Source organism: Thermus caldifontis (genome assembly GCF_003336745.1).
Lineage (GTDB): Bacteria > Deinococcota > Deinococci > Deinococcales > Thermaceae > Thermus > Thermus caldifontis.
In genome coordinates this window covers 41,361-59,533 of the sequence record NZ_QGMX01000004.1, presented here as the reverse complement: position 1 = coordinate 59,533, position 18,173 = coordinate 41,361, and the positions used below count along the sequence as shown (strand labels likewise).

At 65.7% G+C, this 18,173-nt stretch carries 19 protein-coding genes and 1 riboswitch; of the genes, 9 read left to right on the top strand and 10 right to left on the bottom strand.

Annotated features, from left to right (window positions below):
* Positions 1 to 45 precede the first annotated feature (45 nt).
* A riboswitch (cobalamin riboswitch) is annotated at positions 46 to 204 on the top strand.
* A 128-nt stretch (positions 205 to 332) separates the two neighbouring features.
* From DK874_RS07125 to DK874_RS07100, 6 genes are all read left to right on the top strand, one after another.
* Positions 333 to 1,187 carry an ABC transporter substrate-binding protein gene (locus tag DK874_RS07125; RefSeq protein WP_114313455.1) on the top strand — a complete coding sequence of 285 codons (855 nt, stop codon included), beginning with the start codon at positions 333 to 335 and terminating at the stop codon, positions 1,185 to 1,187.
* A gap of 3 nt (positions 1,188 to 1,190) precedes the next feature.
* The gene (locus tag DK874_RS07120) at positions 1,191 to 2,219 is read left to right on the top strand and encodes a FecCD family ABC transporter permease (RefSeq protein ID WP_114313334.1); all 1,029 of its coding nucleotides are present in this window, start codon (positions 1,191 to 1,193) and stop codon (positions 2,217 to 2,219) included.
* Entirely contained in the window at positions 2,206 to 2,958 is a 753-nt protein-coding gene (locus DK874_RS07115) for an ABC transporter ATP-binding protein (protein ID WP_114313333.1), read from the top strand. The genes DK874_RS07120 and DK874_RS07115 overlap by 14 nt, the downstream gene beginning before the upstream one ends.
* A complete protein-coding gene (locus DK874_RS07110; protein WP_114313332.1) occupies positions 2,939 to 3,250 on the top strand; it encodes a hypothetical protein in 312 nt (103 codons plus the stop codon). The genes DK874_RS07115 and DK874_RS07110 overlap by 20 nt, the downstream gene beginning before the upstream one ends.
* 120 nt (positions 3,251 to 3,370) lie before the next feature.
* Positions 3,371 to 4,108: an SDR family oxidoreductase gene (locus DK874_RS07105; protein WP_114313331.1), complete on the top strand. Its 738-nt coding sequence runs from the start codon at positions 3,371 to 3,373 to the stop codon at positions 4,106 to 4,108.
* A 32-nt stretch (positions 4,109 to 4,140) separates the two neighbouring features.
* Complete coding sequence (locus DK874_RS07100; protein ID WP_114313330.1) at positions 4,141 to 5,307, top strand: serine hydrolase domain-containing protein; 1,167 nt, start codon at positions 4,141 to 4,143, stop codon at positions 5,305 to 5,307.
* Here DK874_RS07100 and mntR read toward each other — a convergent pair.
* The 3 genes from mntR to DK874_RS07085 form a co-directional block, all read right to left on the bottom strand.
* A complete protein-coding gene (gene mntR, locus DK874_RS07095; RefSeq protein WP_114313329.1) occupies positions 5,289 to 5,960 on the bottom strand; it encodes a manganese-dependent transcriptional regulator MntR in 672 nt (223 codons plus the stop codon). The two genes, DK874_RS07100 and mntR, sit on opposite strands and share 19 nt — an antisense overlap.
* A gap of 26 nt (positions 5,961 to 5,986) precedes the next feature.
* On the bottom strand, positions 5,987 to 6,895 hold the full coding sequence (locus DK874_RS07090) for a DUF72 domain-containing protein (protein ID WP_114313454.1): 909 nt from the start codon (positions 6,893 to 6,895) through the stop codon (positions 5,987 to 5,989).
* Between the two features lie 106 nt (positions 6,896 to 7,001).
* Complete coding sequence (locus DK874_RS07085) at positions 7,002 to 7,346, bottom strand: ArsR/SmtB family transcription factor (protein ID WP_114313328.1); 345 nt, start codon at positions 7,344 to 7,346, stop codon at positions 7,002 to 7,004.
* A gap of 211 nt (positions 7,347 to 7,557) precedes the next feature.
* On the opposite strand from DK874_RS07085, the gene DK874_RS07080 reads away from it, so the two are divergent.
* The 3 genes from DK874_RS07080 to DK874_RS07070 all read left to right on the top strand — a co-directional run bounded on the left by DK874_RS07080 (position 7,558) and on the right by DK874_RS07070 (position 11,812).
* Entirely contained in the window at positions 7,558 to 8,040 is a 483-nt protein-coding gene (locus DK874_RS07080; protein WP_114313327.1) for an arsenate reductase (azurin) small subunit, read from the top strand.
* A 12-nt stretch (positions 8,041 to 8,052) separates the two neighbouring features.
* Positions 8,053 to 10,638 carry an arsenate reductase (azurin) large subunit gene (locus DK874_RS07075; protein WP_114313326.1) on the top strand — a complete coding sequence of 862 codons (2,586 nt, stop codon included), beginning with the start codon at positions 8,053 to 8,055 and terminating at the stop codon, positions 10,636 to 10,638.
* A gap of 229 nt (positions 10,639 to 10,867) precedes the next feature.
* Positions 10,868 to 11,812: a YbgA family protein gene (locus DK874_RS07070; RefSeq protein ID WP_114313325.1), complete on the top strand. Its 945-nt coding sequence runs from the start codon at positions 10,868 to 10,870 to the stop codon at positions 11,810 to 11,812.
* Here DK874_RS07070 and fni read toward each other — a convergent pair.
* From fni to DK874_RS07035, 7 genes are read right to left on the bottom strand one after another with little or no spacing between them, the layout of a single operon-like run.
* Positions 11,790 to 12,803 carry a type 2 isopentenyl-diphosphate Delta-isomerase gene (gene fni, locus DK874_RS07065; RefSeq protein ID WP_114313324.1) on the bottom strand — a complete coding sequence of 338 codons (1,014 nt, stop codon included), beginning with the start codon at positions 12,801 to 12,803 and terminating at the stop codon, positions 11,790 to 11,792. The genes DK874_RS07070 and fni overlap by 23 nt on opposite strands.
* Positions 12,800 to 14,368 (bottom strand): phytoene desaturase family protein, encoded by a 1,569-nt coding sequence (gene crtI, locus DK874_RS07060; RefSeq protein WP_114313323.1) that lies wholly within the window; start codon positions 14,366 to 14,368, stop codon positions 12,800 to 12,802. The genes fni and crtI overlap by 4 nt, the downstream gene beginning before the upstream one ends.
* 45 nt (positions 14,369 to 14,413) lie before the next feature.
* Complete coding sequence (locus DK874_RS07055) at positions 14,414 to 15,454, bottom strand: glycosyltransferase family 2 protein (RefSeq protein WP_114313322.1); 1,041 nt, start codon at positions 15,452 to 15,454, stop codon at positions 14,414 to 14,416.
* Positions 15,451 to 16,119 (bottom strand): lysophospholipid acyltransferase family protein, encoded by a 669-nt coding sequence (locus DK874_RS07050; RefSeq protein WP_114313321.1) that lies wholly within the window; start codon positions 16,117 to 16,119, stop codon positions 15,451 to 15,453. The genes DK874_RS07055 and DK874_RS07050 overlap by 4 nt, the downstream gene beginning before the upstream one ends.
* A complete protein-coding gene (locus DK874_RS07045) occupies positions 16,116 to 16,817 on the bottom strand; it encodes a lycopene cyclase domain-containing protein (RefSeq protein WP_114313320.1) in 702 nt (233 codons plus the stop codon). The genes DK874_RS07050 and DK874_RS07045 overlap by 4 nt, the downstream gene beginning before the upstream one ends.
* A complete protein-coding gene (locus DK874_RS07040) occupies positions 16,814 to 17,977 on the bottom strand; it encodes a cytochrome P450 (RefSeq protein ID WP_114313319.1) in 1,164 nt (387 codons plus the stop codon). Before DK874_RS07040 ends, DK874_RS07045 begins: the two co-directional genes overlap by 4 nt.
* The gene (locus DK874_RS07035; RefSeq protein WP_114313318.1) at positions 17,974 to 18,156 is read right to left on the bottom strand and encodes a hypothetical protein; all 183 of its coding nucleotides are present in this window, start codon (positions 18,154 to 18,156) and stop codon (positions 17,974 to 17,976) included. The genes DK874_RS07040 and DK874_RS07035 overlap by 4 nt, the downstream gene beginning before the upstream one ends.
* Positions 18,157 to 18,173: the final 17 nt, after the last annotated feature.

The window sequence follows — 18,173 nt, the reverse complement described above, 5'->3', positions numbered from 1 at the left end:
CCCCCCAAGGGAGTAGCCTCTTTTTAAGGCCCGCTAGGGCCTCAAAGCCAGGTCCGTTGCCCTGGTGCCTGGGCGCGTAGTCCAGGCTTAAAGTGGGGAAGTCCGGTGCAAGTCCGGCGCTGTCCCGCAACGGTAACCGGCCCTCCTTCGTGCCCGTCTACGTAGGCCGGAAGCCCGAATACCTGCCAGGGCCGCCCGCTAGACCCCTAGGCGGGCACCTCACGCGGATGGGGGAGCAATGGGGTTTGCAAAGCCATTTGCGCCCCTGCCTCCTGGCAGGGGTTTTCCCTACCTCCCCCGGGCCTGGCCCTAGCGGCCTTAGGGAGGTAGGCATGAGGAGAATACTGGCGGTTCTATCGGTCCTTTTGGCTCTGGCCTTTGCCTTTCCCCTTACCCTCACCGATGACCTGGGGCGCACGGTCACCGTTAAGGCGCCGCCGAAGCGGATCGTTACCATGTTGCCTTCAGTGACGGAAACCGTGTGCGCCTTGGGGGCTTGCGACCGCATCGTGGCCACCGACGACTACTCCGACTGGCCTGAGAGGGTGAAGGCCCTACCCAAGGCGGGGGGGCTTTACAACCCCAACCCGGAGTTCATCGTTTCCCTAAAACCGGATTTGGTTTTGGTCTTCAAGTACGGGCGTTTGTACGAAACCTTAGAGCGGGCAGGCCTGACGGTGTATGCGGTGCGCACCGAAACCTACGAGGACATCTTCCGCACCACCCGTACCCTGGGGAAGCTCCTCGGCCTCGAGGCCCAAGCGGAGCGCCTGGTGGCCCAGATCCAGCGGGAGGTGTACGGGGAGGAGTCCCGTGCCGCCAAGGCCAAGAGCCGGCCTACGGTCTACTACGAGATCGATCCCACCCCCTACACGGTTGGCCCGGAAAGCTTTATCGGGGTCCTTATCGGGAAGGCCCGGGGAGTGAACGTTATCCCCAAGGAGCTGGGCCTCTTCCCCAAGATCGCCCCGGAGTTCGTGGTGGAGAAAAACCCCGAGGTGATCGTGGCCACCTACCCGGGCGCCCTGGAGACCATCCGGGCCAGGCCTGGGTGGAGCCGGGTTAGGGCGGTGCAGACGGGGCGCATCTGCGTGTTTACCGGGGGCCAGGATAGCCTCCTTTCCCGTCCAGGTCCCCGGGTGGCCCAGGGGCTTAGGCTTCTGGTGGATTGTTTTCACGGGCGTTAGGCCATGACCCAGACCCTTCCCCTGGCCCTTAGGCGGAGCCTGGTCTTCCTCTGGTTGCTTTCCCTTCTTCTTCTGGCCCTGGTGCTAGGGGTGGCCCTGGGGGCGGTAAACCTTCCGCCAGGCGAGGTACTCCAAGCCCTTTTGGGCCTCAAGGAGAATCCCATCGTTACCGAGATGCGGCTTCCCAGGGTTCTCGGGGGGATGCTGGTGGGGGCAGCCTTAGCGGTGGCGGGGGCCAGCTTCCAAGGGTTATTCCGCAATCCCTTGGCCGACCCCTACCTCATGGGATCGGCGGCGGGGGCAGCCTTCGCCGTGACCCTTCTGGCCAGCTTGCTGGGGGGCCTGGCCCCCGCCTTTGCCCAGCACGCCATCTTCCAAAGCCTCCCCCTTTCCGCCACCCTCTTCGGGTTCCTCGGGGCCCTTTCCGCCACCTTGCTCACCCTGGTCCTGGCGGGGGGGGCGGCCCGGACGGGGGAGCTGGTTCTGGCGGGGGTGGTGGTGGGAAGCGTCCTGACGGGGGCCACCACCTATCTGATGCTCCAGGATGCCGACCGGGTGCGGGCGGTCTTTGCCTATACCCTGGGCAACCTGGCCTTCATGGGCTGGCCTTCGGTGAAGGCCCTCCTCCTCTTCTTCCTCGTAGCCCTTCCACCCCTTATGCTTCTGGGCCGGGTACTGAACGCTTTGCAACTCGGGGAGGAGGTGGCGAAGAGCCTTGGCCTGCCCCTCGAGGGCCTGAAGCTTCTCCTCCTCCTGGCCGCAAGCCTCCTGGTGGCCGCTGCCGTGGCCCAGGCGGGGATCATCGGCTTTGTGGGCCTGGTTACCCCCCACCTCCTCCGGCGCCTTTTGGGTGAGGACTACCGTCTGCTTCTACCCGCCTCCGCCCTCGGGGGAGCAGCCCTCCTCACCCTGGCGGACCTTCTGGCCCGCACCCTTACCCGTCCGGCGGAACTTCCTGTAGGGGTGGTCACCACCCTCCTAGGCGGGCCCTTTTTCCTTTACCTCATGTGGAGGCGGCGTGGAAGGGCTTGAGGCTAAGGGCGTCGTGGGCCCCTATGCCCTCTTGGGGGTGGACCTGGTCCTGAGGCCGGGGGAGTGGTTAGCCCTTTTGGGTCCCAACGGATCAGGAAAAAGCTCCCTTTTAAGGGTTATGGCGGGGCTTCTTCGGCCCAGGTCGGGGAAGGTGTTGCTGGAGGGTAGGCCCCTTGGGGCCTACGGTAGCTATGCCCGGGGCCAGCTCCTTGCCTACCTGCCCCAGGGAGGTCCCTACCCGGAGGGGCTTTTGGTGGAGGAGGTGGTGCGCCTGGGAAGGCTTCCCCACTTAGGCCTTTGGGGGCGGGAGGGACGGGAGGATGGGGAAGCGGTGGAGTGGGCCTTGGAGGTTACGGGGGCCTCCCGTTTCCGGGGCCGGTATTTGGGCAGCCTTTCCGGGGGGGAGCGCCAGCGGGTTCTTCTGGCCCGGGCCCTGGCGGCCAGGCCCCGCTACCTCCTCTTGGACGAGCCCACCACGTTTCTGGACCTGGAGTACCAGGGGGGGCTTCTTGCCCTCTTGCGGAGCTTAGCCGTCAAGGGAATGGGGATCCTTTCCGTTCTCCACGACCCCAACCAGGCGGCCCTGGCCGACCGGGTGGCGGTGCTCAAGGGGGGAAGGCTTTGGGCGGAGGGAAGCCCGGAAGCGGTTCTCACGGAAACCCTCCTGCAAAACCTCTACGGCCCCCGAGTGCGGGTGGCCCACCTTGGGGGGAGGCCCCATGTCTACCTGGACGGATAGGGCCAGGCTCTACATCCGCGGCCGGGCTTTCCTCTTGGACCTTGGCGAGGAGGTGGCCTTCTACACGGAGTCTGGACCCAAGAGGGCCCGTTACCTTCTGGTGGGCCGGCTTTCCCAGCCCGAGCGCCTGCGGCTTGGCCTGCCCCGGGAAGGGGTTCTCCACTATCCCTTGCCGGTGGACCCCTTGGCCTTTGAGTGGGAGGGGGAAACCCTGATCCTTCCCGGGCTCAGGGTGTACCTGGGAGGCCCGCCCGCCTTTGTGGAAACCCCGTACTACGCCTGGCGGCTCTAGGCCGGGATCTGCTTGGGTCCATAAAGGGGAAAGCCTCCCCGGTGGCCCTTGACGGGGAGCCTGGCCGCGGGGTAGGGTGGACTTACCGACCGTTCGGTCGCTGCGTAGAGGAGGTGGGGGATGCGGCTCAAGGACAAGGTGGTGCTGATCACCGGGGCGGCCCATGGGATCGGCCGGGCCACCCTGGAGCTCTTTGCCCGGGAGGGGGCCAAGCTGGTGGCCTGCGATCTGGAGGAGGAACCGCTAAGGGAAGCGGCGGAGGCCACGGGGGCTTTGGCCATACCCATGGATGTGGCTGACCCCAACTCGGTGGCGAGAGGATTCCAGGAGGCCCTCGAGGCCCTGGGCCGCCTGGATGGGGTGGTCCACTATGCGGGCATCACCCGGGACAACTTCCACTGGAAGATGCCCCTGGAGGACTGGGAGGCGGTGCTAAGGGTGAACCTCACGGGAAGCTTCCTGGTGGCCAAGGCGGCTTCCGAGGCCATGCGGGAGCGCAATCCCGGTTCCATTGTGCTCACCAGTTCCCGGGTGTACCTGGGCAACCTGGGGCAGGCCAACTATGCGGCTTCCAAGGCGGGGGTGGTGGGGCTTACCCGCACCCTGGCCTTGGAGCTTGGGCGGTACGGCATCCGGGTCAACGCCCTGGCCCCTGGCTTCATTGAAACCCGCATGACCGCCAAGGTGCCGGAGAAGGTGCGGGAGAAGGCCATCGCCGCCACCCCCTTGGGCCGCTCGGGGAAGCCTTTGGAGGTGGCCTACGCTGCCCTTTTCCTGGTTTCGGATGAGTCCAGCTTCATCACCGGCCAGGTGCTCTTTGTGGACGGGGGCAGGACGGTGGGGGCTGCTCCCGCCTGAGGGTATACGGACTAGGTCCCCAAGGGGGAACCATGGATTTTTCCCGGCTGAATGCTTTTTTGAAAAAGCAGGTGGCTGAGGGCCTTCTTCCCGGGTATGTGGCCCTGGTGGCCCGGGGGGGAGAGGTGGTCTACCGCGGGGTGGGGGGTTACGTGGACCCGGTGAAGGGCCTGCCCATGCGGGAGGACGCCCTTTTCCGTATCTACTCCATGACCAAGCCCTGGGTTTCCGCCTTGGCCCTCACCTTTGTGGAGGAGGGCGGCCTTTCCCTTCTGGACCCTGTGGAGAGGTACCTGCCCGCCTTTGCTGGGGTAAAGGTGGGACGGGAAGTGGGGGAGGAGGTGGTCCTCGAGCCCCTGAGGCGGCCCCTCACCGTCTACGATCTCCTTCGCCACACCGCAGGCTTCACCTATGGGGTCTTTTTCCGCTCCCCCGTGAAGCGGCTCTACCTGGAGGCAGGGGTGGACCGGTTTGACCTCTCCCGGGAGGCCTTCTTGGAGCGGCTTGCCGCTTTGCCTCTCCGCTTCCAGCCTGGGGAAGCCTTTGAGTACGGGCTTTCCACCGATGTGCTGGGGCATCTCTTGGAGGTTCTTTCGGGGAAATCCTTGGGGGAGCTTCTATGGGAGCGGGTTTTTGCCCCTTTGGGTATGCGGGACTCGGGCTTCTGGGCCCAAGACCCGAGCCGCCTGGCGGAGCCCTTCCCCAAGGATCCGGAGACGGGCCGGTCCATCCGCCTCATCCCCGTGGAGGCGGAGCCGCCCCGGTATGCGGGGGGCTTGGGTGGCGTGAGCACGGCCTTGGACTACCTGCGGTTCCTGGAGGCCCTGCGCACGGGCCGGGGGCTTTTGCATCCCCGCCTCTGCCGCCTCATGACCCAGGACCACCTGGGCCCCCTGTACGAGGCTGGGTTGCGGCGGGGCCTCGAGTACACACCTGGGCCCGGTTACGGCTTCGGCCTGGGGGTGGCGGTGCGTTTGGGCCATGGGGGTCTGGCTCCAGGGAGCCCCGGGGACTTCTACTGGTGGGGGTTTGCCGGCACCCACTTCCTGGTGGATCCTGCCCTGGAACTGAGCGCCTTGCTGTTTACCCAAGCCCCCAATCTCCTTTCCGTGCTGGAGCCGGAGAAGACCCTTCACTCCCAGCTTGGGCAAAGGCTTGGCCTTGCTTTCCGCACCCTGGTCTATGGAGCCCTTTCCTGAAGGGCCACTACCCCGACCGCCTGGGCCAGCTCCTGGGGGAGTCGGAATACTTCCCCTGCCACCTCGATGCCCACCCCGTCTCCCCTCTCCACCACCCTAAGGACCTTTCCAGGAACCAGGCCCAGCCTGGCCAGGAGGTTTAGGGTACCCCGGTCCTGGGCCAGGGCCCGCACCACCCGGGCCTCTCCCAAAGGGGCCTGCGAGAGGGGGAGGGCGGGGGCTTCCGGCAGGGCCAGGTCCTTGGTGGGGATGGGGTCCCCGTGCGGGTCAAAGGGGGGGTGGCCCAAAAGCTCGGCGATCCTTTCCTCAAAGGCCTCGCTGATCACGTGCTCCAGCCTTTCCGCCTCCTGGTGGACCTCCTCCCACCCGTAGCCCAGGGCCTGGTGCAGGTAGGCCTCGAGGAGCCGGTGGTGCCTTAGGACCTCCAGGGCAACCCGCCGCCCGGCCTCGGTGAGCCGGGCCCCCTGGTAGGGGGCGTGCTCCACCAGGCCCAAGGCGGTGAGCTTCTTCAGCATCTCCGTCACCGAGGGAGGTTTAACCCCCAGGCGCTCGGCCAGCGCTTGGGTGGGCACCGGGCCTTGCCGCTTTGCCTCCAGGAGGAAAAGCTGCTTCAGGTAGTCCTCCTGGGCCTCGGACAGGGGAGGGCGTCCCATTCTCCTCAAGGTAGCACGAATGCCCATTAAAGGAGCTGCTCGGCCCAGGGGGGTGGACCCAGGCCCAAAAGACCCTTAAGCCCCATGGCGGCCTCCACCCCCTGGGTGCCGTAGTTGTTGTTGAAGATGACGAAGACCGTATCCGCCTTCTCCGCCAGGGTGCGGGTGGCCTGGGCGAGGTCCTGTAGCTCCTCTTCCGAGTAACGCCAGTTGAAGCGTTCGTAGGGTTTCTGGTGGGGGCCTTTCCAGGAATCTGCATTTCTTCCGTGGCATCGGAGCACCGCCACGGGATGGGTGGGCTCCAGGACTCGAGGGGGGGCCTCGGGGAGGGGTGGCGCGTCCACGCTCACGTGGATGAGGCCAAGCCGCTCAAGTTCCCGCCGCACGAATCCCCAGGCCACGTACCACCTGGGGTTGCGAAACTCCACCGCTACCCGGTAGCCTTGGGTCCTTTCCGCCAGGTGTTCCAGGTACTGGAAGCTTCGGGGCTTGGGTTCGGTCCAGGGAGGGAGGCCAAAGTGCAGGTACCCCAGCTTTCCCGCCTCCCTTAAGGGAGCGATGGCCGAAAAGAACCGGTTCCAGGTTTCCTCTAGCACCTCTTTGGGGATCTCCCGCTGGGCCAGGTGGCCTTCCTGCCTAGGGAGGAGGGAGCGGAGGTCCTTGGGGAGGGCGCTGGCCTCGAGGCCGTGCCCCGTGAAGGCAGAAAAGGCCTTCACGTGGAAGAGGAAGCCCGCCGGGGTCCTCTCCGCCCATTTCTCCACCACCTCCCGCCGGGGAAGGGCGTAGAAGGTGCTGTCCACCTCCACGGTGTCAAAGTGGCGGGCGTAGTAGCGGAGGCGTTTTTCCGGGTGATGGCGCACCTCAGGAGGGTACCAGCCCGAGGCCAGGAGGGTTTCATCCGTCCAGCTGGCGGTGCCCACCCGGATTTCCGCCATGCCCCCATGGTGGCAAAGGCGAGGGAGAAGGGGCAAGAGGTGCCTGGCGTTTCCGGTGATGGCCAGGCTCACCGAGCCCATCCCCGAAGGCCTTTTCCGAGGCCGTCTAAACCGCCTTGGCGAAAGCCCCTTCCGCCTGACGGGCCAGTCGGAGGAGCTCGTGGGCCAGGGCTTCTAAGGCCCCGGGCTTCAGACGGAAGTAGGTCCAGCGTCCCACCCGCACCCCTTCCACCAGCCCCGCTTCGCGGAGGATCCGCAGGTGATGGCTTACGGTGGGGCCGGATAGACCCGTCTTCTCCTTTAAGTGGCAGAAGCAGACCCCATAGGCGCTGCCACACCGGGGGTCAAAGGCCGTATGCTCGTCGGGCAACTCCGCCAGCAGCCGGACGATGGTGATCCGGGCGGGGTGGGCCAGGGCCTCGAGGCGGCCTTGCACCAGGTCATGCTTCATGGTTTCCAGTTTAGCAAACGGGCTTCTTTGACGCGGTAAAGGGTCGCAGGTTTATGAATACCAGGGTCATATCCTTATGGGTAGAAAAAGCCCTTGGGGATGGCTCTGATGCCTTGATACCCTAGAGGGGTATTTGTAAAGGTTTGCGAATGGGATTGACAAATGTCCCTGGGATTTGATAGCCTTCAATCGCACCCAAGGAGGTGTAGGTATGACACAAACCCTTTCCCGTAGGCGGTTTGTAAAGCTTACAGCGGCGGCCACCGCCCTCTTTACCGCAGGGGGCAAGGCGCAACTGGGGTACGCTCCCAGCCTCACCTATCCGGCGGTTAAGGTGGCCAATGTATCCCAGGTCAAGACGGGCCAGCCCATCACCTTCAACTACCCCGATGCCTCGGCGCCCGCCATCTTGGTCAAGCTGGGCAAGCCGGCCATCGGTGGCGTGGGTTCGGGGCGGGACATCGTGGCCTTCTCGGCCCTTTGCACCCATATGGGCTGCCCTGTCCAGTACGAGGGGGATAGGTTCCTCTGCCGGTGCCACTACTCCATGTTTGACCCCGCCAAGGCCGGGCAGACCTATCAGGGTCTGGCCAGCTCCTGGCTTCCCCAGATTCCTCTGCGTATAGACGGCAAGGGCGATATCTATGCGGTGGCCGTGGCCGGCCTCATCTGGGGCCGTGTGAAAAACGTTTAGGAGGTGTAGAGTATGGCGCTTATTCCTAGAAGGGACCAGCTTCCCATCCCCCCCAAGAACGCCCGGGTGCACAACACGGTGTGCCAGTACTGCAACGTGGGGTGCGGCTACAAGGTGTACGTTTGGCCCGTGGGCGAGCAGGGCGGCTTGAAGCCCAACCAGAACGCCTTCGGCCTGGATCTTTCCCAGGCCCAGCCGCCCTTGGCCGGCCAGAGCTACACGGAGACCATGCATGCCGTCACCGTGGGCAAGGATGGCCGTCAGTACCACGTGGTGATCGTGCCCGCCAAGGATAGCCCCATCAACCGGGGCAACTACTCCATCCGTGGCGGTACCAACGCCCTCACGGTATGGAGCCTGGACCGGGGTACCCAAGACCGTCTTGAGTATCCCCTCCTCCGTGTGGGCGACCAGTTCCAGGCCATCACCTGGCAGGATGCCCTTACCCTGGTGGCCGGGGTGATCAAGGGCATCCGCGACCGGGACGGCAACGACGACAACATCGCGGTGAAGGCCTACGACCACGGGGGCTCGGGCCAGGGGTTTGAGGACAACTACGGGGCGGGTAAGCTCTTCTTTACCGCCCTTTCCGTGAAGCACATCGCCATCCACAACCGCCCTGCGTACAACTCCGAGGTCTGGGGTAGCCGCGAGCGGGGGGTGCACGAGCTCAACTACACCTACGAGGACGCGCGGCTGGCGGACACCATCGTCCTCTGGGGGGCCAACACGTACGAAACCGGTACGGTCTTCTACGCCGAGCACATGCTCCCCAACATCCAGGGGAACACGGTGGCGGAGAAGGAGCAGGTTTTTGACCGCGGTGAGCCCGCTGAGCCCGGCTACCTGATCGTCATCGATCCCAGGAAAATTTCCTCTTACACCATCGCCGAGTCCGTGGCCAAGGACCGGGTGCTCCTCCTTCGGCCCAACCTGGGTACCGACTACGTCCTGGCCAACGCCATCGCTCGGGTGGTCTGGGAGCGGGGCTACTACGATATGGCCTACCTCCAGGCCCGCACCGACATGGGCCTCTTTGAGGAGTACAAGCAAAAGAGCCTCAAGCTCCAGGTGCCCTACGCCGAGTTCATGGCCCAGGTGGAGCGGATCACCGGGGTGCCCCGGGCCCAGATCGAGAAGGCCGCCGACTGGATCGCCAAGCCCAAGGCGGGCAAGTTCAAGCGCCGCACCCTCACCATCTACGAGAAGGGCATCATCTGGAACATGAAGAACTACGACCAGGTGGCGGCCATCGTGCAGCTGGCGGTCCTCACCCACAACATTGGCCGCCCGGGCACGGGTTGCGGCCGCCAAGGCGGGCACCAGGAGGGCTACGTGCGGCCTCCGGCGCCCACCCCGGGCTCCATCTACCGGGGTGGCCCCCCTGTCAACGTGGACAAGTTCCTCACGGACGGCAAGGGCAAGTTCTACTGGGTGATCGCCACCGACCCCTACCTCTCCACCCCCAACGCCCAGGTGTTCCGCAAGCGCATCCACGAACGCACGGAGAAGCTCACCAAGGCCTTGGGCCAGGGTGGGGAGCCGGGCACCATCCAGGAGCGGGTGCAGAAGATCCTGGATGTGCTCTACTCCGATCCCGATGCCCTCTTCATGGTGGTCCAGGACATCTACATGACGGAAACCGCCCGCAACGCCCACCTGATTCTCCCTGGGGCGGCTTGGGGCGAGGCCAACGACACCTCCATCAACTGCAATAGCCGCCTGCTCCGCCTCTACGAGAAGTTCATGGACCCGCCCGGCGAGGCCAAGCCCGACTGGGAGATCTTCAAGTGGGTGGGGCTCCGCATCGCCGAGCTCTACCGGGCTGAGGGCAAGGCCCAGGAGGCGGCCAAGTTTGAGTTCGGCAAGAACTGGAAGACGGACGAGGATGTTTTCCTGGCCGGGGCCGAGGAGTTTGGCGACAACCGGGTGAGCGAGGAGGACGAGGCCAAGCTGGAGCCGGAGAACTACAAGGGGGTCACCTACGAGTTCCTGAAGGAGGTGGGCCAGCAGGGCATCCAAACCCCCGTCCGCCGCGACCCCAAGACCGGGAAGCTGGTGGGTACGGTGCGCCGCTACACCCACAAGTTCGGCACCTCCGACGGCAAGTTCAAGTGGTACGGCACCGACGACTGGGAGGGCTACCCCGCTGAGGTGGCCAAGTACCTGGAAGGGGAAAAGGCCAAGCAGTACCCCTTCTGGGTCACCACGGGGCGGGCCCAGACCATCTGGCAGACCGCCTACCACGACCGCCACTTGCCGGAAAAGGCGGTGGCCCTGCCCCTGCCCTACGTGGAGGTCAACCCCGAGGACGCCAAGCGGCTTGGCCTGCAGTCCGGGGACCTGGTGGAGGTCTACAACGAGGAGGGTAACGGCACCTTCATGGTCTATGTGACGGATGCCGTGACGCCCGGCCTGATCTTCCTGGTCATGTACCACTGGCGGGGCACCTCCAACTCCTTGGTCTCCGGCTACACCGACCCCAAGACCACCATCCCCTGGTACAAGGGCACCCGGGCGGCCTTGCGCAAGGTGGCGGGGGCTATCCCCTCGGTGCAGCAAACGGCAAGCCTCCTGCAGCAAAACAAGTTTGACTAAGTCCTAACGCTCGCCTATCCCCGCCCCCTTGGGGGGCGGGGGCCTCCTTTTTGGGCTCCTTGCCCCCGAGGATTTCCCCAGGGCCAGGGCTACGTTTTATACCACCCCACCCTGGCTTGCGCCAGGGTGGGGGCCCCGGAAAGGGCCTCCGGTAGGCATCATCTCGTTGCGGCTTAGAGAACGAAAGAGGAGAGGGTATTACCCGGGGAAGCCGTGGGAGAATGGGTCCATGGAGCCTCGTTGGCCAAGGCCCAGGGTGGTGGTGAGCGCCTGTTTGGGGTTTGCCGCCGTGCGCTATTCGGGGGAGCTGATACCGGATCGGATTGTGGCCGCCTTGCGGGAGCATGTGGACTTCATTCCCGTGTGCCCGGAGGTGGAGATCGGCCTGGGGGTGCCGAGGCCCACGGTGCGCCTGGTGCGGATGGGAGAAGGGGTACGCATGGTCCAACCCCTCACGGGGGAGGACCTCACCGAGAGGATGGGGGTCTTCAGCCAGGGGTTTCTCGCCTCCCTGGGCCAGGTGGAGGGGTTCATCCTCAAGAACCGCTCCCCTTCCTGTGCCCTTAAGGACGCCAAGGTGTATGCCTATGCGGACCGGGGTGGGGCGGTGGCCAGGGGGCCGGGACTTTTCGCCCGGAGGGTGGAGGAGGCCTTTCCCCTCCTGCCCAAGGAGGACGAGGGGCGGCTAACCAGTGCCCGGATCCGGTCCCACTTTCTGGCCAGGATTTTCGCTTTGGCCCGGCTTAGGGGGGTACGGGACCTGGGAGGCCTTAGGGCGTTCCATGCCCGGTATAAGCTCCTGCTCCATGCCCACCACCAGGCCGAGACCCGGAGCCTGGGGAGGCTTTTGGCAGAGGCCAAGGGAAAACCCTTTGCCCAAGTGCGCCAGGCCTACGAGGAAGGCTTCCTGCGGGCTACCCGCCTTCCCTTCCGCCTTCCGGCCATGGCCGACGCCCTGCTCCATGCCTTTGGGTACTTCAAAAAGGCCCTTTCCCCCAAGGAGAAGGCCCATTTCCTGGACCTCTTGGCGGACTTTCGCGAGGAGCGGGTACCCCTCGAGGCCCCCTTGGCCCTCCTCCGTTCCTGGGCCTTGCGCTTTGGGGAGGATTACCTGGAGGCCCAGGCCCTTTTTGAGCCCTACCCGAAAGCCCTCATGGACCTGAGGAGCTCCTAGGCTCAATGCGTCCCCGGGCTTCCTTTGGGCCCTTGGCCCCGATGGCGAAGAGGGCGGTGCGCATCTCCTGAAGGTAATCCTCCAGGAAAGCCTGCACGGCCCCAGGTCCCTCCAGGGCCGGTCTAAGGAGGGGCCTGGCCACCGCCACCAGGTCGGCTCCCAGGGCCAAGGTCTTCACCGCATCCGTTCCCGTGTACACCCCCCCGGAGGCGATGAGGGGGATCTGGGGGAGGATCTCCCGCACCTCCTGGATGGCTTGGGCGGTGGGGATGCCTATCTCGCATAGCTCGGGGTGGCGCACCTCCCCAAAGCGCACCCATTCCTCCACCCGGGCCCAGCTGGTCCCCCCAGCCCCGGCCACATCCAGGGCGGCCAGGGGAAGCCCCTTTAGGGCCATGGCGGCCTCACGGCCCAGGCCATGCCCCACCTCCTTCACCAAGACGGGAAAGGGAAGGGGAAGGAGCCCTTCCAGAAGGCCAAGGAGCCCGCGGAAGTCGGTATCCCCCTTCTGCACGGCTTCCTGAAGGGGGTTCACGTGGAAGGCCAGGGCATCCGCCTGAAGGAGCTCCACCAGCCGGATCAGGTCCTCCCGCCCGTACCGCCTGAGCTGGGCTAGGCCCAGGTTGGCGATGAGGAGGGCCTTGGGCGCCACCCGGCGCACCCTGAAGCTCCTCAGGGCCTCGGGGCGTTCCAGCACCACCCTGCCAGAGCCCAGCATCATCCCCACCCCCAAGGCCTCGGCGGCCTCCGCCAGGGCCAGGTTGATGCCTTCCCCTAGGGCCTCTCCCCCGGTCATGGCCCCGATGAGGAAGGGGGCCTTTAGCTCCTTGCCCAGAAAGGGGGTGGTGAGGTCCACCTCTCCAAGGCTTAGGCCCGCCAAAGGGTGGTAGCGGAGGCGGTAGCCTTCCAGGCCGGTGGTGACCCTTTGGTAGGCCACCTCTCCTTCCAGGCAGGCCTCGAGGTGCTTCCGTTTCCTTTCCGCCGTGTTCAAGGGGTGGCCTCCAGCAGGGCCTTGGGGGCCCTCTCCAGCCCCAGGTCGTGGGCGATGAGCCGGGCCGTCATCTTGGCGGACATCATCACGCTGGGAAGCCCCGCTCCGGGTTGGTAGCTTTGCCCCACCAGGTAAAGCCCCCGCACGTCCTCGGAGCGGTTGTGGGGGCGGAGGCTGGCCGTCTGCCAAAGCACGGGCTCGGGGCCGAAGGCGTTGCCCAGGTGGCTATTGAGGGTCCACTGGAAGTAGTCGGGGGTGATGAAGTGGGTGTAGACCAGGCGGTTCCTGAGGCCAGGGAGATAGCCGGCCTCATCCAGGTAGGCCAGGGCCTTTTCCAGATATTGGGGCCCAAGCTTTTCCCAGTCCAGGCCGCTTCCGTTGTGGGGCACAGGCACCAGGGTGTAGGCGGCGTGGTGGCCTTCGGGGGCCAGGCTGGGGTCGGTGAGGGTGGGGAGGTGGAGGTAGTGGGCGAAGTCCTCAGGGAGGACCTTGCGCTGAAAGATGTCCTTTAGAAGCCCTTCGTAACGTTCGGAGAGGAGCACGTTGTGGTGGCGAAGCCTCGTTCCCTCATCCCCTTGGGCCCTAAAGCCGAAGTAGGCCACGAAGAGGCTCATGGAAAGCCGGGTGCGCTTTAGCCGCCAGTCCCCGTGCCAGCGGCGGTCTTCAGGGGCGAGAAGCTCAGCGTAGGTGTGGATGTAGTCGGCGTTGGAGACCACCAGGTCTGCTTCCAGCTTTTCCCCGTTCTCCAGGACCACGCCCTTCACCCGGCGGTTTTGCGTGAGGATCCGGCGCACGGGCGCCTGGTAGCGGATCCTTCCTCCCAGCTCTTCCAGCTTCCGCACCAGGCCCCCCACCAAGGCCCCGGTGCCCCCCAGGGCGAAGTGCACCCCCCAGTTCCGCTCCACGAAGTGGATCATGGCGTAGATGGCGGGCACGGAAAGGGGGTTGCCCCCCACCAGGAGGCTCTCAAAGGAGAAGACCCGCTGCATCTTGGGGTTTTTAAAGTATTTCCTCACGAAGGAGAAGAGGGGGCGGACCGCATCCAGACGGATGAGGTCCGGGGCTACCCGGAGGAGGTCCCGGAGGCTTCCGAAATGGGTGAAGCCCAGTTCCAAAAAGCCCCTATGGAAGATGGCCCTGGCGTCCCGTTCAAAGCGGAGGTAGCCCTCCAGGTCCTCGGGGGCCAGGCGTCCGATCTCGGAGAGGAGGTGCTCGCGATCGTTGTTGTAGTCAAAGTAGGTGCCGTCGGGGAAGTGGATGCGGTAGAAGGGGTCCAGGGGGACCAGCTTCACGTAGCGGGCGGTGTGGGTAAGGCCCTCTTCCTTTGGGAAGTCGGGGTAGAGCCTGGGGTCTCCCGGGCGGGTGGCGAAGAGGTCCTCCAGGAAAGGGGGTACGGTGATCACCGTGGGCCCCATGTCGAAGGTGAAACCCTCCGCCCGGTGAACCCGGGCCCGGCCTCCTGGGCCCTCCAGCTTCTCCAGGACCAGGACCTCGAGGCCCATGGCCGCCAGGCGGATGGCGGCGGAAAGCCCTCCCACGCCGCTTCCGATCACAAGAGCGCGCATAACTAGGAGTCTAATCGTTTTCCCCGGGAAAACCTGGGTTTTCGCCTACACTATGGGCCTCCCTTTCCAGCGCTTTCCTGGGAGGAGGGCCTTTAGATACACGGGAAGGAGCAGCACCGGGGCCAAGGGGGCGAGGAAGGCGGGCCAGAGGGGCCCACCTAGGGCCACCTGAAGGAGAAGCCTCTCCCCTAGGCCCAAAAGCCCCAGGTCGGGCCGGCCCCAGAGCCAGGGAAAGGTGTAGAGGGCCAGGTGGTAGAAGGCGGAGCCCAGGAGGATGGCGGGGTTTTTCAGGTGGATGTCCAGGAAGTTCTTGCCAAAACCCTCCAGCACCTCCCGGTAACTTTGGTACATGCGCACCCGGAATAGCCCTGTGCCCAAGGCCAGGCGGTAGGCTTTGGCCTTCCGGGCCAAGGCCACGTCCTCCAGCACCTCGCCCTTCACCGCCTCGTGCCCGCCAAAGGCGAAGTAGGCCTCCCGGCGGAAGGCCAAAACCTGGCCGTTGGCCACCCGGAGGCGCTCCAGGAGGGGATGGGGGAGGAAGGAGAAAAGCCCCCCCATGACGAAGGGGACCAGGATCCCCGCGCCTAGGCCCTCCACCTCCTGCCGGGGCAGGGCGGAGAGGAGGGGCCTGTCAGAAAGGCCCGCCAAGAGCCCCCCCAAGGCCCCCTCCTCCCAGACCACGTCGGCGTCGGTGAAGACCAGCACCTCCCCCTTGGCCTCCTTTGCCAGTTGCCAGCAGGCCCAGTTCTTCCCCTTCCAGCCGGGGGGTGGGGGGGTGCCAGGGAGGAGGCGGAAGGAGGGGTGGCCCTGGCCTAGGGCCTGCGCCACCTGGGGGGTGCCGTCTTGGGAGAGGTCGTCTAGGACCAGGACCTCGAGGGCTCCCTGCCTAAGGAGGCTTGGGAGGCTACGGCGGAGGTTTTCCGCCTCGTTGCGGGCCGGAACCAGGATGGAGGCGGTGGGCCTATGGGGGGTAGGAAGGGGCTTAAGGCGGGGGAAGGATAGGAGGTTGTGGAGGAGGGCCAGCCAGCGCAGGAGGAGGAAGAGGAGGACGCCGAAGAAAAAGTCAAAGGCCTGGAAAGGGCTCATAGCCGCTTCAGGGCCTCCACCCAGGGGCGCACCCTTTCCTCCAGGCTCCTCCGCCCCTTGAGCACCTCCCGGAATCCCTCCGGCACCTGGCGGGGGTGGGTGCTCCCCAAAAGCTGGTCCAACCGGTGGAGGAGGAGGCCGAGACCCTCCTCGAGGCGGGCATCCAAAGGCAGAGGCTCCCCCACCCAGAGAAAGGCCTCAGGGTGCTCAAAGCCCCGGAGGACCACCCGGGCCGCCACGGGGAGGAGGGGCACCTGGGCCCTCTCTGCCAACCAACAGGCTCCGGGGAGCACGGGGCCCAGAGGGCCAGGGTAGCGCATAACCCCCTCGGGAAAGACCGCCACCCACTCCCCCCGCCTAAGCCGCCTAAGAGCCTCCCGCACCCGGCTGGCCTCCAAGGCCCCCACCAGGGAGAGGATGGGGAAGGCCTTTAGGTTTTCCTCCGCCACCAGAAGGCTAGCGGGCTTCCCCGCAAGCCGCCCCAGGAGCCAGACCAGGTGCCCGTCGTAGAAGCTGTGGTGGTTCATGGCCAGGACCAGGGGAGAGGAGGGGAGCTCCCCTTGGAGGTATACCCCCCTGAGGCTTCCCTTGAGGCTTTGGAGGAGGAGGGCTTCCACCACCCCCTTGAGGAGGCGGGCGAAGGGGCGCTCTGGTTCTAGCCTCATCGCAGGCGCCTTAAGGCCTCGGGGTGCCAGGCCAGCAGAAGCCCTTGGACCACGGCCAGGTTGGTGAAGAGGAAGAAGATCATCTCCTCCAGGGGCAGGCCCCAGGCCTTTAGCCCTAGGATATAGGCCTCGGAAATCCACCATATCCCTTCCTGGGCGATGGCGAAGTGGTCCGCTCCCCAAAGGTAAAGGGTGGGTAAGGCCACCCCAAGCCCAAGGGGTTTCCACCAAGCCACCAGGAGATCCCCTGCAAAGGCCCACTGCAGGAGGAAGACGGGGGAGAAGTAGGCCAAGATGAGGCCCAGATAGAGAAACTTCCCTCCCAAGGCCAGGAGGAGCACCCCTAAGGCGGTCACCAGGAGCCAGACCCCTCCGCCCACCACCCGGGCAAGCCCCGGCCCCGCCGGGGGGGGTGCCCCGGCCAGCCTGAGGAGCAGGGCCCCGGTCAGGAGGGGCTGGAGGAGGAAGAAGAGGTATTCCTCGAGGGGAACGTAGCCGATGTGCAGGAGGACCCGCCCCTCGGGGTACCCCCATACCCCCTTCCACACCAGGTAGTTGTCCCAAGGGGTGGTGTAGACCAAGGCGATGAGGGGCATGAGGAGGTAGGCCCAAAGCCTCGGGGGTCTAGGTCTAGCAAGAAGGAGGAGGATGAGGAGGGGCGGGAGGAGGAAGGCCAGGTGGAACTGGAGGTAGGTCATACCCCTTCCAAGGTAACCCAAAGCCCCCCCTTGGGCCTCAGGGTGACCCCGGCGTGCACGGGGGGTTCGGGAAGAGGGCGGAGGCGAAAGCGCCGGAAAAAGGCCATAAGGGCCACGGGGCCTTCCAAGAGGGCGAAATCCCGCCCCAGGCAAAGCCTCCTCCCCAGGCCGAAGGGGAAGTAGCGCCCGCTGGGAAGGCCCTTTTCCTGGAGGAAGCGCTCGGGCAAGAAGGCCTCGCCGTCTGGGAAGTAGAGGTGGTGGGTCACATAGGGGGAGAGGAGGGCGGTGCTTCCTGTAGGGATGGCCTCCTCTCCCAGGTCCAGGGGGGCCTCCACCTTGCGGGTGAGGATCCATGCGGGCGGGTATAGGCGCAAGGCCTCCTGGAAGGCCGCCAGGGCGTGGGCCTCGCTTTGGGCCACCTTTTCCTGCCAGTCGGGCCTTTGGGAGAGGAGGTAAAGGCTCCAGGTGAGGGCGCTGGCCGTGGTCTCGTGGCCGGCCACCAGGAGGGTGACGGCCTCCGCCAGGGCCCTCGTTCGGGGGAGGGCGCTGAGGGGGGGTTCGGCGATGAGCCCCTCCGCCTCCGCCAACAGGGCCTGGCGCACCCTTTGGAAGCGCCACTCCGCCAGGGGATTGAGGCGGGCAAGGGGGTTTTGCATGCGCTCTATGATGCGCTCCAAGGCAGAGAGGGCCAGGGTGGCGATCCTCTCGGGAAGGGGCCTTCCCCAAAGGGCCCGGCCCAAAAAGCGCAAGGAGAGGGCCAGCATTTCATGGTCCAGCTCCCGCCTTTCCCCTGCCCGCCAGGAGGCGAAAAAGGCTTCCGCCTCCTCCTCCAGGAGGGGCCGGTACCCCGCTACGCTTCGGGGGAGGAAGGGGTCTTTGAGCGCCCTTCGTGCCTCCCTGTACGCCTCCCCCCAGTCGGTGAGGAGGCCCTTTCCCGTGAGGCGGGCAAGCTCCTGGTACTGGAAGGTGGCCTTGTTGTCGGTGCCGTGAAGGACCCTCTCCACCCCTTCCGGATCGAACACCAGATGGAGGGGCATCCCCGGTAGGGGAAGGCGGAGCCTAGAGTGCTCCCGGCCCCAGCGGAGGAGGGTGCCTAGGGGGTCATCCCGAAGCCCCCTGAGGTCGGGAAGGGACCGCCTTAGGTCCAGGGTGGCGGTCATGGGCGGCGGATGAGGGGGCAGTAGTCCGTGCGGGCCATGAGGAAGGCCAAAAGGGCCAGGCCCAGGAAGAGGAGGGTTTCGGGGCGGACCAGGGCCAAGGCCAAAAACAACAGGGAAAGGCCGTAGCGGAGGATGCGTATCGCCCTAAGGGCCTTTTCCGGGTGGCTTACCTTGAACATGGGCTGAGGTTACCACG